The 16058-nt window shown below is 33.2% G+C and carries 13 protein-coding genes; 7 read left to right on the top strand and 6 right to left on the bottom strand.

Going from position 1 to position 16058, the window contains the following annotated elements:
* Window positions 1-78: 78 nt before the first annotated feature.
* The 6 genes from ACIQ16_RS01000 to ACIQ16_RS00975 all read right to left on the bottom strand — a co-directional run bounded on the left by ACIQ16_RS01000 (window position 79) and on the right by ACIQ16_RS00975 (window position 9709).
* Entirely contained in the window at window positions 79-1077 is a 999-nt protein-coding gene (locus tag ACIQ16_RS01000; RefSeq protein WP_396148148.1) for an isoaspartyl peptidase/L-asparaginase family protein, read from the bottom strand.
* A gap of 5 nt (window positions 1078-1082) precedes the next feature.
* Window positions 1083-2663, bottom strand: a complete 1581-nt coding sequence (locus ACIQ16_RS00995; RefSeq protein ID WP_396148147.1) for a beta-N-acetylhexosaminidase — start codon at window positions 2661-2663, stop codon at window positions 1083-1085.
* A gap of 93 nt (window positions 2664-2756) precedes the next feature.
* Window positions 2757-5318: a sodium-translocating pyrophosphatase gene (locus ACIQ16_RS00990; protein ID WP_396148146.1), complete on the bottom strand. Its 2562-nt coding sequence runs from the start codon at window positions 5316-5318 to the stop codon at window positions 2757-2759.
* Between the two features lie 106 nt (window positions 5319-5424).
* Window positions 5425-5955, bottom strand: coding sequence for an inorganic diphosphatase (locus ACIQ16_RS00985; RefSeq protein ID WP_353077663.1), 531 nt, complete (start codon window positions 5953-5955; stop codon window positions 5425-5427).
* Between the two features lie 174 nt (window positions 5956-6129).
* Complete coding sequence (locus ACIQ16_RS00980; RefSeq protein WP_396148145.1) at window positions 6130-8610, bottom strand: DUF5686 family protein; 2481 nt, start codon at window positions 8608-8610, stop codon at window positions 6130-6132.
* Window positions 8611-8731: 121 nt separating this feature from the next.
* A complete protein-coding gene (locus tag ACIQ16_RS00975; protein ID WP_396148144.1) occupies window positions 8732-9709 on the bottom strand; it encodes a pyruvate dehydrogenase complex E1 component subunit beta in 978 nt (325 codons plus the stop codon).
* A gap of 253 nt (window positions 9710-9962) precedes the next feature.
* Here ACIQ16_RS00975 and ACIQ16_RS00970 point away from each other — a divergent pair, with 253 nt between their 5' ends.
* The 7 genes from ACIQ16_RS00970 (at window position 9963) to ACIQ16_RS00940 (ending at window position 16015) form a co-directional block, all read left to right on the top strand.
* Complete coding sequence (locus tag ACIQ16_RS00970) at window positions 9963-10709, top strand: electron transfer flavoprotein subunit beta/FixA family protein (RefSeq protein ID WP_396148143.1); 747 nt, start codon at window positions 9963-9965, stop codon at window positions 10707-10709.
* Window positions 10710-10794: 85 nt separating this feature from the next.
* Window positions 10795-11763: an electron transfer flavoprotein subunit alpha/FixB family protein gene (locus tag ACIQ16_RS00965; protein WP_396148142.1), complete on the top strand. Its 969-nt coding sequence runs from the start codon at window positions 10795-10797 to the stop codon at window positions 11761-11763.
* A gap of 122 nt (window positions 11764-11885) precedes the next feature.
* The gene (locus ACIQ16_RS00960; RefSeq protein ID WP_396148141.1) at window positions 11886-12500 is read left to right on the top strand and encodes a bifunctional nuclease domain-containing protein; all 615 of its coding nucleotides are present in this window, start codon (window positions 11886-11888) and stop codon (window positions 12498-12500) included.
* Window positions 12501-12522: 22 nt separating this feature from the next.
* Window positions 12523-13839 carry a nucleoside permease gene (locus tag ACIQ16_RS00955; protein ID WP_396148140.1) on the top strand — a complete coding sequence of 439 codons (1317 nt, stop codon included), beginning with the start codon at window positions 12523-12525 and terminating at the stop codon, window positions 13837-13839.
* Window positions 13840-13892: 53 nt separating this feature from the next.
* Window positions 13893-14717, top strand: coding sequence for a thymidylate synthase (locus ACIQ16_RS00950; RefSeq protein WP_396148139.1), 825 nt, complete (start codon window positions 13893-13895; stop codon window positions 14715-14717).
* 126 nt (window positions 14718-14843) lie between these two features.
* Window positions 14844-15299, top strand: coding sequence for a carboxypeptidase-like regulatory domain-containing protein (locus ACIQ16_RS00945; protein ID WP_396148138.1), 456 nt, complete (start codon window positions 14844-14846; stop codon window positions 15297-15299).
* Between the two features lie 230 nt (window positions 15300-15529).
* Entirely contained in the window at window positions 15530-16015 is a 486-nt protein-coding gene (locus tag ACIQ16_RS00940; RefSeq protein WP_396148137.1) for a dihydrofolate reductase, read from the top strand.
* Window positions 16016-16058 lie beyond the last annotated feature (43 nt).

Genomic DNA, 16058 nt, shown 5'->3' with positions numbered 1-16058 from the left:
TTATGAATATTTGCCACGGATTACACAAATTCTCACGGATTAAATAATCCTTAAAATCCTTTAATCTGTGGCGAAAAATTATTTCAAAAAGTAATTAGCATCTATTAATCTATTTCCAGTTGCGTCATAAACGGCATAATTGAAACCACCTTGTATACAATAGGAACCATATTCTCCTTTTTTATTCAAAGCAATAAATCCAACTTGAATGTCTTTTAATTCTTTACCTCGATTTTTAGTTAGTTTTACAATTCGCATTACCGCTTCTTCACAAGCTTTTTGAGGAGACAAGCCTTGTCGCATTAATTCAACTACCAAATGGCATCCTGTAATCCGAATGACTTCCTCGCCGTGCCCTGTTGCAGTTGCAGCGCCTATTTCATTATCTACATATAATCCCGCACCAATAATTGGGGAATCACCCACACGACCGTGCATTTTAAACGCCATACCGCTGGTTGTACACGCACCTGATAAATTTCCATTTGCATCTAAAGCAATCATTCCGATGGTGTCGTGGTTTTCGATATTCGCAATGGGTTTGTATTGGCTGGTTTTTAACCAATCTTTCCATTCTTTTTCGGAGTCTTCAACTAATAAATTTTCTTTTTTAAATCCTTGTGAAAGTGCAAATTGTAACGCCCCTTTTCCGACCAACATCACGTGTGGTGTTTTTTCCATCACTGCTCTGGCGACAGAAATAGGATGTTTGATGTGTTCCAAACAGGCTACTGAACCAATATTTGAAAATTCGTCCATAATACAAGCATCAAGTGTTACTTTACCGTCTCTATCAGGTCGGCCACCATAGCCTACGCTGCGTTCATTTGGATCGCCTTCTGGAATTTTCACGCCAGCTTCTACGGCATCTAAAGCCCTGCCATTTTTGCTTAAAATTTCCCAAGCGGCGGCATTGGCTTCAATTCCGAATCGCCAAGTGGAAAGCACTATTGGTTTTTGAACCGTATTTAACGCCACTTTATTTTCAACAGTTTCAGTCGTATTTTTGAAACTTGTAAGCGCCAAACCTGCAGTGGCTAGAGCGGTTTTCTTTAAAAAATTTCTTCTATTTGTCATCCTATTTATTCTGTAAATGAGGTTTTTCTATAATTGATATTGTTGTTTCTAAGCCAAATTTCTTGTGCTTGCAAACGGGTTTTAAAATCAATAAAATTTTCCGGATTTGCGGTTCCCCATAAAACTTCGGCAAGCGCAGACATTCTTGGCATAATCATATATTCAACTTGTTCTGGAGTAAGAATATATTCCGTCCAAACATTGGCTTGCGCGCCTAAAATATATTTTTGTTCTTCTAAAATAAGTTCTTTCGGCATTGGATTAAAATTATAGACTTTTTCTAAAGAAGTAAATCCGCCAATGGCTAACGGTTCGTTTTCTGGTTTTCCTTGATAATGATCAAAATAACAATGCGAACCAGGTGTCATTACTACATAATGTTTTTGCTTGGCTGCTGCAATTCCGCCTTCAGTTCCGCGCCAACTCATAACGGCAGCGTTTGGAGCTAAACCGCCTTCCAGAATTTCATCCCAGCCAATAATTTTTCGACCTTTATTATTTACAAATTTTTCGATACGTTGGATAAAATAACTTTGTAATTCGTGTTCGTCTTTTAATCCTTTTTCTTTTATAATTTTTTGGCAATGTGCACAACTTTTCCATCGTGTTTTTGGACATTCATCACCACCAATATGAATGTATTCAGAAGGAAATAAAGCCAGTACTTCGGACAGCACATTTTCTAAAAACGTAAAAGTTTCTTCTTTAGGGCAATATACATCATCGAAAACGCCCCATTTTTTGCCTACTTCAAATGGACCGCCCGTACAAGATAATTCTGGATAAGCAGCCAATGCAGCAAGTGAATGTCCGGGCATTTCGATTTCTGGTACAATTGTAATGTGTCGTTTTGAAGCGTAAGCTACTACTTCTTTAATTTCTTCTTGGGTGTAAAAACCACCATATTTTATATCATCAATTTTTTGGTCGTCATAACGCCCTATCATCGAACCATTTCGCCACGCTCCAACCTCTGTTAGTTTTGGATATTTTTTGATTTCAATACGCCAACCTTGATCTTCGGTTAAGTGCCAATGAAAAGTATTCATTTTATAATGCGCTAAATAATCAATGTATTTTTTGATGAAGGTAATAGGGAAGTAGTGTCTGCAAACATCAAGATGCATACCACGCCAAGCGTATTTTGGGGCATCTGATATTTTTATCCAAGGGATCGCAATTTCGTTTTTATTCTCAAACGGAACCATTTGTAATAACGTTTGAATACCATAAAAAAGTCCTTGATTAGTTAGGGCTGAAATAACTATTTCTGAATCAGACACTACTATTTCATATAGCTCTTTGTTGAAATTTGCAATTTTAGGTTCTAGTAAAACCAAATGTATGTTTTTAGAATTATTTTTTGAAGTTATTTTTAAATTTAGTCCTGTTTGAATTTGTAATGCTTCTTTTAAATAATTAGCTTCAAATGAATTTTCATCGGCTTGAATATACGTTTTTGTAGTAATGTAAAAACTACCTTTTCCTGCTAAAGTGTTTTGTGGTTTTGGTATAATTGCAATATTGTTTTGAGAAAAACTCAACGAGATTAATAAAAATAATAGAAATATATAGGTGGTTTTCATAAGTAAATATTTATGTACAGGATAAATATACAAAATAAATGCATAAAAAAAACCGCACATTGCTGTGCGGTTTTCTATTTTATAATGAATCTTTTATTTCAAAGCTTCTACTTTAGCCTTAACATCTTCTAACGATCCTTCAAAAGTTTGAACATTTACACTCTTGTTAATAGAAGTTGTAACTGTTGCTTTTGCTTTTCCATTATTATTTGTAATTTCTACTTTAACGTTTTTATCAGCGTCTTTAGAACAGCAAGATTTTTCTCCTTCTTTTCCAATGAATTTACCATTAGCATCGTAATGAGACATACACATTTCTTTCTCTTCTGCAGAACAACCTAAAGAATCACACATTTTTGCACATTCATCTTTAGTCATAGTTGCGCATTTTGTCTTATCGCATTTACCCATTTCTGAAATACTATCACCATTCATTTTGATAATTGTGTATTTCATTTCTTTTTTTGTTCCTTCAGAATGACCACCTAAAATAGGTGCGATTACCAATCCAATTAAACACGTTAATTTAATTAAGATGTTCATTGAAGGACCAGAAGTATCTTTAAATGGATCTCCTACAGTATCTCCAGTTACAGCTGCTTTGTGAGCATCAGAACCTTTGTATGTCATTTCACCATTAATTTCAACTCCAGCTTCAAAAGATTTTTTAGCATTATCCCAAGCACCACCTGCGTTATTTTGGAATACCGCCCAAAGTACACCTGAAACGGTAACTCCAGCCATATAACCACCTAACATTTCAGCGATTAATTGATTATCATCTGGGTATACTAATTTTCCTAAAAGTACAATTGCAATTGGGAAACCAATCGTTAAAATTCCTGGTAACATCATTTCGCGTAAAGCGGCTTTAGTTGAAATTTCCACACATTTACCATATTCTGGTTTACCAGTTCCTTCCATAATTCCTGGAATTTCTTTGAACTGACGACGTACTTCGTATACCATATCCATTGCAGCTTTTCCAACAGAATTCATTGCTAATGCAGAGAATACTACTGGAATCATACCTCCAATAAATAACATCGCTAATACAGGGGCTTTAAAAATATTAATACCGTCAATTCCTGTAAACGTTACATAAGCAGCAAATAAAGCTAACGATGTTAACGCGGCAGAAGCGATTGCGAATCCTTTTCCTGTTGCAGCTGTTGTGTTACCAACTGAATCTAAAATATCTGTACGCGTACGAACCTCTTTTGGTAATTCGCTCATTTCAGCAATACCACCTGCATTATCAGAAATAGGTCCGAAAGCATCAATTGCTAATTGCATAGCTGTTGTAGCCATCATTGCAGAAGCAGCTAAAGCTACTCCATAGAATCCTGCAAAAGCATAAGAAGCCCAAATTGCCGCAGCAAATAACAATACGGTTGGGAAAGTTGAAATCATACCTGTTGCTAAACCTGCAATTACGTTAGTTCCTGCTCCTGTTGATGATTTTTGTACAATTGCTAAAACTGGTTTAGTACCTAATCCTGTATAATATTCGGTTACTGATGAAATAGCTCCACCAACTATTAATCCTACAATTGTAGCATAAAATACACGCATAGAAGAAATATCTTTCAATCCTTCTCCGTAAAATTCCATTTTCATTGTTGCTGGTAACATATATTCTACTAAAAAGTAACACGCTACTAAAGTTAAAAGTATAGAAACCCAGTTTCCAATATTTAATGCTTTTTGTACTTGTGCTTCTTTAGCGTCATCGCTTGAAATTTTTACTAACATAGTTCCGATAATAGAAAATAAAATTCCAAAACCAGCAATTGCCATTGGTAATAAAATTGGTCCGATTCCGCCAAAAGCGTCTTCGATTTTACCACCCATATCTTTAATTACATAATTTCCTAATACCATTGCCGCTAAAACCGTTGCAACATAAGATCCGAATAAATCGGCTCCCATACCAGCCACGTCTCCTACGTTATCACCCACGTTATCAGCAATAGTCGCTGGATTTCTTGGGTCGTCTTCAGGAATACCTGCTTCTACTTTTCCGACTAAATCAGCACCAACGTCAGCTGCTTTGGTATAAATACCACCACCCACACGTGCAAATAATGCAATAGATTCAGCTCCTAAAGAGAAACCTGCTAATGTTTCTAAAACTACGGTCATATCTTCCGTGTTTGTCCAAACACCTCCTGGCATAAAATATCTAAATAATAATATAAAAAAACCTGTTAAACCTAATACAGCTAATCCAGCTACACCTAATCCCATTACCGTTCCTCCACTAAATGAAACTTTTAAAGCTTGTGGTAAACTTGTACGAGCCGCTTGTGTTGTTCTTACATTTGTTTTTGTAGCAATTTTCATACCCATATTTCCTGCTAATGCTGAGAAAAAGGCACCAAAAATAAACGCTACAACAATAAATATATGTGTTTTAACTCCAGGAATGAAAGTGATTCCAGCCAAAACAATACTTGCAAGAATTACAAATACAGTTAATAATCTGTATTCAGCTTTTAGGAAAGCCAATGCTCCTTCATAAATGTAATCTGAAATTTCTTTCATTTTACCGTCTCCGGCATCTTGTTTTAATACCCAAGCACGTTTCATTGCCATAAAAAGCAATCCAACAATTGCCATTACAATTGGCAAATAAATCATAAAATTATTCATAGTTTTTTGTAAATAGTTAATTTTAATTTAATCGAGCAAAAATACACAAAAAAGGCAATTATTCTAATGATAATTGCCTTTTTTAATAAAAATTGTTTAAATTTTTTTATTTTATGCTGAATAAACCTTCTGGTTTGTTTTCAATTGCTTCAAATCGTTCGGTGCATTCTTTAATGATGGCACGGGCTTCATTTACATCTCCCCAACCTTCTACATCTACATTTTTATTTTCTAAATCTTTATATACTTGAAAAAAGTGTTCAATTTCTTTTACTAAGTGTGGATTTACGTCACTTAAGTCGTTTAATGAATTCCAAATTGGGTCTGAAACCGGCACACAAATTACTTTTTCATCTGGACCTTTGTCATCTGCCATATGAAACACTCCAATAGGTTTTACTTCGATAACACATCCTGGAAATGTTGGCTTGGTTACTAAAACTAATACATCCAGAGGATCACCGTCTAATGCTAACGTTTCAGGGATAAATCCGTAATCTGCTGGATACATCATTGAAGAAAATAGCATTCTGTCAAAACGCATTCTTTTTAAATCAAAATCATATTCATATTTGTTTCGACTTCCTCTTGGGATTTCTACCAAAACATCAAATGTTGTTACTTTATCTGCTGTCATTTTTGTATTTATTTATCGACTGCAAAGGTAGAAAAAAGTTATAGCTTAGGGTTTAGCACGTATTCGATTTCTTAAATTATAGATTTTATAATAGTAAAAATACATTTACCATAAAAAAACATTAAAAAAATTATGAAAAATTAATTTTTTTAAAATAACAAGAATGATAATCTCTTAAAAATAAAATCCAAAACCTACTCGGATTGTGAATTTTCGAGCTTCAGGAATATCAAAATAACTTCCACGCCAAGAGGCATCCACTCGCATAACTTTAAAAATATTACCTATTCCTGCAGAATATTCGTAATACCCATCTACTGGTGCTTGATAAATTTGCCCAGAGGCATTAAGCGCTTTGTTTTCGTTTGAAACTGAACCGTAAACGGCTTTTACGCCAATGATTTCTCGCCAATTTAGTTTTCTAAGTAAAGGCACTCTTGAAAATAATTTTCCATTAAAATTATGTTCCAAATGAAGCGAGGTATATTGGTCGGCTACAAAATCGTAATAGTTTAATAAGTTATAGGTATTATCAATAATAAAAAACGACTGATTACCAGGAATAATTCCCATTAAAGATAAAGGAACTGTTCCGAAAGTTTTCCCTACTTCTAAAGTAGTGAATAATCGTCCAAATCCACCAATTAATAATGGTTGACGATAAAAAAGCTGTAATTTAGAATAATTAAAATCGCTATTTAAAACTCCTTTTAATCCTTGAGAATAGCTCACAAAAATTCTTGGATAATTTAAATCTACTTCCATTCGATCCACCCCATAGCCAATCATTTTTCTATTTGGCGTATAGTTGATTAAGAAATTGACTTCAGATTGAGTTATTTTGTTAGCTGTTTTACTAAAAGTGTCATCTATAAAATAGTCCAACTTAAATTCTGGAGAGGCAGATGATAAGGTTCTGTATGAAAAACTACTTTCGAAAACCAGATTTTTAACGGGTTCTATTTCGAAACCTAAATTGGTTAAATTTACATTGGTTAATTTATTGTTTATACCACTTGAGAAAAAAGAAGAAGACGCAAAACTTCTACCCAATACATCATTAGAAGTGGTTAAGCTTACGCCAATTTGTTCAACATCTCTACGGTTTCCAAAAGAGGCAATAAAGCGATTTTTCTTATCCAACATTACTCGGGCATTAATTCCGTATTTTATTTTTTGGTCTTTAAAACCATAAGCAGTATATCCTTGAATGCGCCACGGGTCGTTAGGGCCAAAGTACGTTCTTCCTCCTAATCTAATACGTTGTCCTTCAACGTCATTGTATCCAAAAGTTGAAAAAATAGGTCCAATATCAAATTTTCCAACTTGAATGTAGCCACTTCCTAAAATAGATACTAAATTGTAAAATCGTTTAATTTTTGGAACTGTTTTTAAGGTGTCGAGCATTTCATAAATTCCTTTTTCGTTAGAATTTAGACTTTCAAATCGATTTTCTTCCCAATACTCTTCAGTTTTTGTAAACGCTTCTTTGTTAAAAGTATTGACTTCTTCCCGGTAAAATTTATCGTCTTTTACTTTATTGAATTGATGATTTTTGAACATAGTTGTTCGTTTTCCGTACATACCATTTGAACCTTCTTTTTTGGTTAGCGCAAAATCCGTCATCATATGATCTCGTTTCAATAAAAAAACCGAATCGTTAAGCACGTCAAATTCTTGTTCAATATAAATGTCTCGTACCCAATTGATATTGGCGCTTTTACTGGCTTCCATATTGATACTCTTAATGGCATAAGTAGAATCGTTTACCCAAAAATCACCTTTAAAAGTCAATTCGTTTTTTCTTCTCGGATAATATACAATATTATAACACCATTTTTTATCTATAAATGTACTGTCGGCTAACACATAGTTGTACACTTGAATTCCAGTTCGGGATAGCGGACTTACAAAATCTTTATCGAAAAATTTTAGGTAGTTGTTGTAAATATCGTAATCGGCATATAAATCTTTTAAAAAGGCATTTACACCATCGTTATTTGCGTTTCCAAATCCAGAATATTTATTGGCTTCTAAAACGTCTTTTGTTTTATTTTTTAGATTGTCACCATATACTTTACTTTTGGTTTCATTAATGAAAATTGGCAAGAAATTTTTACCTGTAATCGCAGAAGTGTCTACGTGTTGAAAAATAAATTCTACATTTTTGAAGATTTTATTTTTCATAAATGTACTATCTATTGAATTAATGTCAAATTCAATTTTCTCATACTTATCGTATTCGTATTGATTAAATTGTCTCAATCCATTTTTCTTTTTTCTTTCCCAAATTTTTCTTAGAATATCTATAGCAGGATTGTTTTTCTTTGAAGTTTTTCCGCCATACACTTTTACTTCTGCAATTTCGTTTGCGTTTTCTAAAACAATTTTTAAATCGTAATTATGTTCGCCAGAAAGCGATATTTCTTTGTCTTTATACCCAACAAAGGAAATCACTAATGTAGGATATGTTTTTTTTGATTCTAAGTAAAATTTTCCGTTTTCGTCGGCAATTACACCTTCTGCGGAATTTTTAAAAGCTACCGTTGCATAAGAAACAGGTTGTTTGGCGTCATCTAATATAATTCCACTTACTTTTGTTTGGGAAAAAGCAAGTGATGAAATTAGAATAATAAGCGTTAGTAGGTTTTTCATTTGGGTATTTAATATAAAAAATCCCGAAAAAATCGGGATTCAAATATACTTTATTTTAGAGTAGTAGACAAATTGAAAATTTTATTGCTAAAATAATTATTATCTAATTATCTAATTATATTTATTTATACATTACTTTTTTAACAGCTTTTACTACATCGTTACTATTTGGCAACCATTCTTTTAATAAAGTTGGTGCATATGGCGCTGGTGTATCAGCAGTTGTAATACGTTGGATAGGTGCATCTAAATAATCAAAAGCACGTTCTTGCACCATATATGTAATTTCTGAAGCAACAGAGGCAAACGGCCAAGCTTCTTCTAAAACGACTAATCTATTTGTTTTTTTAACCGAATTAATAATACAGTCGTAATCCATTGGACGAACGGTTCTTAAATCGATAATTTCACAAGAGATGCCTTCTTTTGCTAATTCTTCAGCTGCTATAAATGCTTCTTTGATGATTTTACCAAATGAAACGATAGTCACATCAGTTCCTTCACGTTTGATATCTGCTACACCAAGTGGGATAATGTAGTCTCCTTCTGGAACTTCACCTTTATCACCATACATTTGTTCAGATTCCATAAAAATTACAGGGTCGTTATCACGAATGGCAGCTTTTAACAAACCTTTTGCGTCATAAACGGTACTTGGAACAACCACTTTTAATCCTGGAGTATTGGCAAACCAGTTTTCAAAAGCTTGTGAGTGTGTGGCTCCTAATTGTCCTGCAGATGCTGTTGGTCCACGAAAAACCATTGGCATTGGAAATTGTCCAGCCGACATTTGACGCATTTTAGCTGCATTATTTATTATTTGGTCAATTCCTACTAAAGAGAAATTAAACGTCATATATTCAACGATTGGTCGGCATCCATTCATTGCGGAACCTACTGCGATACCTGCAAAACCTAATTCTGCAATTGGTGTATCGATAACACGTTTTGGTCCAAATTCATCAAGCATACCTTTTGAAGCTTTATAGGCTCCATTATATTCTGCAACTTCTTCTCCCATTAAGTACACCGTTTCATCACGACGCATTTCTTCGCTCATTGCTTCACAAATAGCTTCTCTAAACTGTATTGTTCTCATAAAATTAATTCTAAAACTTAGTGAAGTGCAAAAATAATAAAATTTAATGACTACTATCATTATTATTTAATATTTTTACTCAATCGATTTCTTTAATAATATCTTATCAAATTCTTATTTTTACTTACTTAAATTCAACAATTCATAAAATTTATTTAATTTTTGTGAAAAAACAATATTTTATATGCGTGCATAATATTTTTTTAAAACATTTTTTGTAATTTCGTGGCATCAATATAAAATCAGTATAAAAATGAAAATATTAGTTTGCATCAGTCACGTTCCTGATACTACTTCAAAAATTAATTTTGTTAATAACGATACCGAGTTTGATACAAATGGGGTTCAATATGTTATTAATCCAAATGACGAGTTCGGTTTAACCAAAGCAATTGTGTTAAAAGAGCAAAATGGTGCCCACGTAACTGTTGTTAATGTAGGTGGTGCAGATGCCGAAGCTACTTTAAGAAAAGCTTTAGCTATTGGTGCAGATGAAGCCATTCGAGTTAACACTCAACCAACAGACGGTTTATTTGTTGCAAAACAATTGGCTAATCTGGTGAAGCAAGGTGGCTACGATTTAATTATTGCAGGTACAGAATCTATTGATTATAATGGAGGAATGGTACCTGGAATGTTAGCTGGATTATTAGGTTTTAATTTTGTAAATGCTTGTATTGGAATTGAAATTTCTGGCACTGAGGCTACAACGATTAGAGAAATTGATGGCGGTAAAGAAACAGCTACATCAAGTTTACCTTTAATTATTGCAGGTAAAAAAGGTTTGGTTGAAGAAAAAGATTTAAGAATTCCAAATATGCGTGGTATTATGACAGCGAGAACAAAAGCGTTGAATGTTATAGAGCCAACTGCAGATGCAACTGCCACGTCTTCAATAAAATTTGAAAAACCAGCAGCAAAATCAGCAGTAAAATTAATCAGCGCAGATAATATAGATGAATTAATTAATTTATTACACAACGAAGCTAAAGTAATATAAGTGATCAGTAATCAGTTTTTAGTGTTCCGTTTTCAAACCAAACGAATAAACTTTTAAACTATTTTTAAACTTTTAAACTAAAAAAATGTCAGTTTTAATATATACAGAATCAAACGAAGGTAAATTCAAAAAAGTAGCTTTTGAAATTGCTTCATATGCAAAAAAAGTAGCCGATATGCTTGGAACAACAGTTACTGCCGTTTCAATTAATGCTACAGAAAATAATGCTTTATCTGCTTACGGAGTGAGTAAAGTGTTAAAAGTAACAAATGATAAATTAACTTCTTTCAGCGCTAAAGCGTATGCAGATGTAATTAAACAAGCTGCAGAAAAAGAAGGAGCTAAAGTGGTAATTTTAGCTTCAACTACAGATAGTTTACACATAGCTCCATTGGTAGCTGTACATTTAAATGCAGGATTTGCTTCAAATGTAATTGAAGCGCCAATTAGTGTGGCTCCATTTCAAGTTAAAAGAAGTGCGTTTTCTAACAAAGCATTTAATTTAACAGAAATTACTACAGACGTAAAAGTTTTAGGAATTTCTAAAAACTCATTTGGGTTGATTGAAAATGAAACTTCATTAACTGAAGAAGATTTTTCATCAGCTTTATCTGATGCAGATTTTGGTGTAAAAGTAACCAATTCAGAAAAAACAACAGGTAAAGTAACCATTGCTGATGCTGAAGTTGTGGTGTCTGCAGGACGTGGATTAAAAGGACCAGAAAATTGGGGAATGATTGAAGAATTAGCCACTGTACTTGGTGCAGCAACAGCTTGTTCGAAACCCGTTTCAGATATTGGATGGCGTCCACACGGAGAACACGTAGGGCAAACAGGAAAACCAGTTGCAGCTAATTTATACATTGCTATCGGAATTTCAGGTGCCATTCAGCATATTGCAGGAATCAACTCTTCTAAAGTTAAAGTGGTAATTAATACCGATGCAGAAGCGCCTTTCTTTAAAGTAGCTGATTATGGTATTGTAGGCGATGCTTTTGATGTTGTTCCTAAATTGATTGAAAAATTAAAAGCTTTTAAAGCGGCAAACGCATAAATTTTTTATATATTGTGCCTCCTAAAAAGGCTATCTAAATACGATAGAAATATCCAATTTAGATAGCCTTTTTTTTATAGAAAATATTTTTATAGTACATTTGAATAAAGTTTAAGTACAAAATGAGTTTAGTTAAATTAACCATTAAAGGAATATCGTATAGTCAAACACAAAATGGAGCCTATGCTTTAATTTTGAATGAAGTAGATGGCGACAGACAATTACCTATAGTTATTGGCGCTTTTGAGGCACAATCTATTGCTATTGCTTTAGAAAAAGAAATTACGCCACCGCGTCCTTTAACGCACGATTTGTTTAAAACCATTGCAGATAAATATGAAATCGTAATTACTCAAGTGATTATTCATAAATTGGTAGACGGTGTTTTTTATTCCAGTATTGTTTGTGAAAAAGAGGCAAAAGAAGAAGTAATCGATGCGAGAACTTCTGATGCAATTGCATTAGCTTTACGATTTAACGCACCTATATTCACCTACAAAAACATATTAGATAAAGCTGGAATTTTCTTAAATAAAAACAAACAAGATTTACATTCAGACGAAGAAATAGATGACGACGATATACTTTCTGAACCTGAAGTATATGGCGAAGAAGAACCGCAAAACATATATTCAAAATTTTCCATTCAAGAATTACATAATTTATTAGAAGAAGCTATTCAAAATGAAGATTACGAAAAAGCAGCCCTAATAAAAGCAGAAATCGATAGAAAATAATCACCAACCAAAATACTACAAAATGAGCATAAAATTAAAATTAACTATTGTAAGTTTTTTACAATTATTTGTATGGGGTGCCTGGTTAACTACTTTGGCAAGTTATGGATTTGGCTTTAAACAATGGTCTGGTGCCGAGTTTGGTATTGTATTTTCAACATTAGGAATCGGCTCTATTATTATGCCACCTATATCTGGAATTATCGCAGATAAATATTTAAATTTAGAAAAATTATACGGAATTCATCATATTTTATATGGTATCATTTTACTTTTTTTACCTGCCATTGATAGCCCATCTACTTTCTTTTGGGTATTACTAATAGGAATGTTGTTTTATATGCCAACGTTGTCGTTGTCTAACTCACTTTCTTACGCGGTTCTTAAAAAATTTAATTTTAATGTTATTAAAGATTATCCGCCTATTCGAGTTTGGGGAACTATAGGTTTTATTGCAGCTATGTGGTGTACTAATCTTTTTAGTAATGTAAATCCGCCATTTTCTTTCGGGATTGGAGTAGGAAAAGCGATTGCTTCTATAACCAATATGCCTGTAGAATGTAATCAGTTTTATATGGCGTCTTTTTTCGCAATTGTATTAGGAATTTTTTCTTTCACTTTGCCAAAAATTGAACCAATAAAAGACGAAAGTAAAAACAAAACAGTCTCTCAAATTTTTGGTTTAGATGCTTTTAAATTGTTTAAAGAATCTAAAATGGCTATGTTTTTTATCTTTAGTATGTTTTTAGGTGCCGCTTTACAATTAACCAATATGTATGGTGAAACCTATATTAAAGATTTTGAAAACGTACCCAAATATGCAGAAACTTTTGTGGTAAAATCGGCAAATATTGTGTTGTCTATTTCTCAAATTTCTGAAACCATATTTATTTTAGCCATCCCGTTTTTCTTACGCCGATTTGGAATCAAAAAAGTAATGCTTTTCAGTTTAATAGCTTGGGTTTTGCGTTTTGGTTTTTTCGCTTATGGCGATCCAATTGGAAGTTTATGGATGATAATAATGTCGAATATCGTGTACGGATTGGCGTTCGATTTCTTCAATATTTCAGGTTCACTTTTCGTGGAAACCACAACCGATTCTAAAATTCGTTCCTCTGCACAAGGATTATTTATGATGATGACCAACGGTTTCGGAGCGATCTTGGGAAGTTTAGGAAGTGGATTTTTAATAGACACTTATTTTACAACTGCGACAGGAAAAGACTGGCACAACATTTGGCTAACATTTGCAGTTTATGCATTAATAATTACTGTTGCATTTGCGGTATTATTTAAGCACGAACACAATCCAAAAGACGTAGAATCATTTAGTCATTAAATAAAATAACCTGACAGGTTTCTAAAACCTGTCAGGTTTAAAACAAACTTTATATGAAACAATATCACGATTTAGTAAAACACGTTTTAGCAAACGGCACTCAAAAAGGAGATCGAACAGGTACAGGAACCATTAGTGTTTTTGGTTACCAAATGCGATTTGATTTAAGTGAAGGTTTTCCAATGGTAACCACTAAAAAGTTACATTTAAAATCGATTATTCACGAATTACTTTGGTTTTTAAAAGGCGATACCAATATTGCCTATTTACAAGAAAATGGCGTAAAAATTTGGGATGCTTGGGCAGATGAAAATGGAAATTTAGGACCTGTCTATGGGCACCAATGGAGAAATTGGAATAGCGAAGAAATCGATCAAATTACAGAATTAATTGAAACCTTAAAAACCAATCCAAACAGCCGTAGAATGTTGATTTCGGCTTGGAATCCATCGGTATTACCGGATACTACCGTTTCTTTTTCGGAAAATGTGGCTAACGGAAAAGCGGCTTTACCGCCTTGTCACGCGTTTTTTCAGTTTTATGTTTCTGATGGAAAATTATCTTGTCAGTTGTACCAACGCAGTGCCGATATTTTCTTGGGCGTGCCTTTTAACATTGCTTCGTATGCCTTATTTACGATGATGGTAGCACAAGTTTGTGGATTACAAGCTGGCGAATTTATACACACTTTTGGGGATGCTCATATTTACAACAATCATATAGAACAAGTGAATTTACAATTGAGCCGTGAACCAAGAAAATTACCAATTATGAAATTGAACCCAAATGTAACCAACATTTTCGATTTCACTTTTGACGATTTCACGTTGGAAGGCTACGACCCACACGAGCATATTAAAGGAGCGGTTTCGGTTTAGAAAAAAATATAAAACACAAAATAATTGAGCAAAGCTATTTGAAAATAGTAGGATATGCACAACTAAATAACAAAAAACTGAGTATATATACAAGTTAGCCGTTATTTTGCCCGAACAACATCGAAAATGAAAAAATCAACAAAAATATTTCTAACAATTCTTCTGATTTTAATTATTGGAATTTTTATACATCCTAAAAAAGTAGTTTATGTTCCAAAAATAACTGGAAAAGTAATTGACGAAAATGGAAATGCAATAAAAGATGCTGTTGTTTCTCGAATTGAAGAATTAAGTTCTGTAAATGAGAAATATGGATATTTTGATTATACAAAATATGAATCACAGACTACAGAAACTGACGAAAATGGAAATTTTCAACTAAGTGAAAAATCAAGAACAGAATGGATACATAATCCTTTAAGTTTACCTATAGCTTGGTGTTTTGGGAATTTTGAAATTGAAAAAGATGGTTATGAAACTTACGAAACAAAGTTTGACGAATTTCGACAGTTTCGTAAAGATAATTGTTATGCTTGTGAAGAGATTGAGTTTAAACCAATTATTACTTTGAAAAATAAATAGAAAAACGAAAAGTTACTATATAATAAAAACAACGGCTAACAGGCGTTTGGCAAGATTGCGAATTTTGTAGTAAATACACGTTTATTTCTCGCAAGAAATTTTATCTTTAACAGAAAATAATCGGTTCCGAAGTTCGCAACCTCGCCAAGCGCCGGGACGTTAATAGCTATTAAAGTTTAAAGAAATAATTTCTCCCAAAATCACTACCTTAGCACTTTAAATTTACAGCTATGCTAACACTAATCGCCGCAACATCTACAAACAATGCTTTGGGTAAAGACAACCAATTGGTTTGGCATTTACCAGATGATTTTAAACGTTTTAAAGCGCTAACTACCGAGCATTATATCATTATGGGAAGAAAAACCTTTGAAAGTTTTCCAAAACCTTTGCCGAATAGAACGCACGTGATTATTACTCGTCAAAGTGATTATATAGCACCAGAAGGATGTATAGTGGTTTCAAGTTTAGAAGAAGCTATAGAAGCGTGTCCAAAAAACGAAGAAATTTTTATTATTGGCGGTGGCGAAATTTACAAACAAGCTATCGATATGGCAGATAAAGTAGAACTAACTCTTGTGCATACTACTGTAGAAGCCGATACTTTTTTCCCAGAAATAAATCCAGAACAATGGGAACTTGTTTTTGAAGAACTACATTCAAAAGATGAAAAACACGTATTTGATTTTACGTTTCAAACTTATTTGAAAAAATAAACACACTTTTTTGGAACACAGATTTTACAAATTTTTAAAATTT

The sequence above is a fragment of the Flavobacterium sp. genome, from assembly GCF_044360715.1.
Lineage (GTDB): Bacteria > Bacteroidota > Bacteroidia > Flavobacteriales > Flavobacteriaceae > Flavobacterium.
The sequence above is the reverse complement of the archived record's forward strand: the minus strand, read 5'-3'. Positions and strand labels throughout refer to the sequence as shown.

Bases quoted from the DNA above. Each gene is read 5' to 3' on its own strand.
- ACIQ16_RS01000 (WP_396148148.1), bottom strand. From the start codon at position 1,077: ATGACAAATAGAAGAAATTTTTTAAAGAAAACCGCTCTAGCCACTGCA.
- ACIQ16_RS00995 (WP_396148147.1), bottom strand. From the start codon at position 2,663: ATGAAAACCACCTATATATTTCTATTATTTTTATTAATCTCGTTGAGT.
- ACIQ16_RS00990 (WP_396148146.1), bottom strand. From the start codon at position 5,318: ATGAATAATTTTATGATTTATTTGCCAATTGTAATGGCAATTGTTGGA.
- ACIQ16_RS00985 (WP_353077663.1), bottom strand. From the start codon at position 5,955: ATGACAGCAGATAAAGTAACAACATTTGATGTTTTGGTAGAAATCCCA.
- ACIQ16_RS00980 (WP_396148145.1), bottom strand. From the start codon at position 8,610: ATGAAAAACCTACTAACGCTTATTATTCTAATTTCATCACTTGCTTTT.
- ACIQ16_RS00975 (WP_396148144.1), bottom strand. From the start codon at position 9,709: ATGAGAACAATACAGTTTAGAGAAGCTATTTGTGAAGCAATGAGCGAA.
- ACIQ16_RS00970 (WP_396148143.1), top strand. From the start codon at position 9,963: ATGAAAATATTAGTTTGCATCAGTCACGTTCCTGATACTACTTCAAAA.
- ACIQ16_RS00965 (WP_396148142.1), top strand. From the start codon at position 10,795: ATGTCAGTTTTAATATATACAGAATCAAACGAAGGTAAATTCAAAAAA.
- ACIQ16_RS00960 (WP_396148141.1), top strand. From the start codon at position 11,886: ATGAGTTTAGTTAAATTAACCATTAAAGGAATATCGTATAGTCAAACA.
- ACIQ16_RS00955 (WP_396148140.1), top strand. From the start codon at position 12,523: ATGAGCATAAAATTAAAATTAACTATTGTAAGTTTTTTACAATTATTT.
- ACIQ16_RS00950 (WP_396148139.1), top strand. From the start codon at position 13,893: ATGAAACAATATCACGATTTAGTAAAACACGTTTTAGCAAACGGCACT.
- ACIQ16_RS00945 (WP_396148138.1), top strand. From the start codon at position 14,844: ATGAAAAAATCAACAAAAATATTTCTAACAATTCTTCTGATTTTAATT.
- ACIQ16_RS00940 (WP_396148137.1), top strand. From the start codon at position 15,530: ATGCTAACACTAATCGCCGCAACATCTACAAACAATGCTTTGGGTAAA.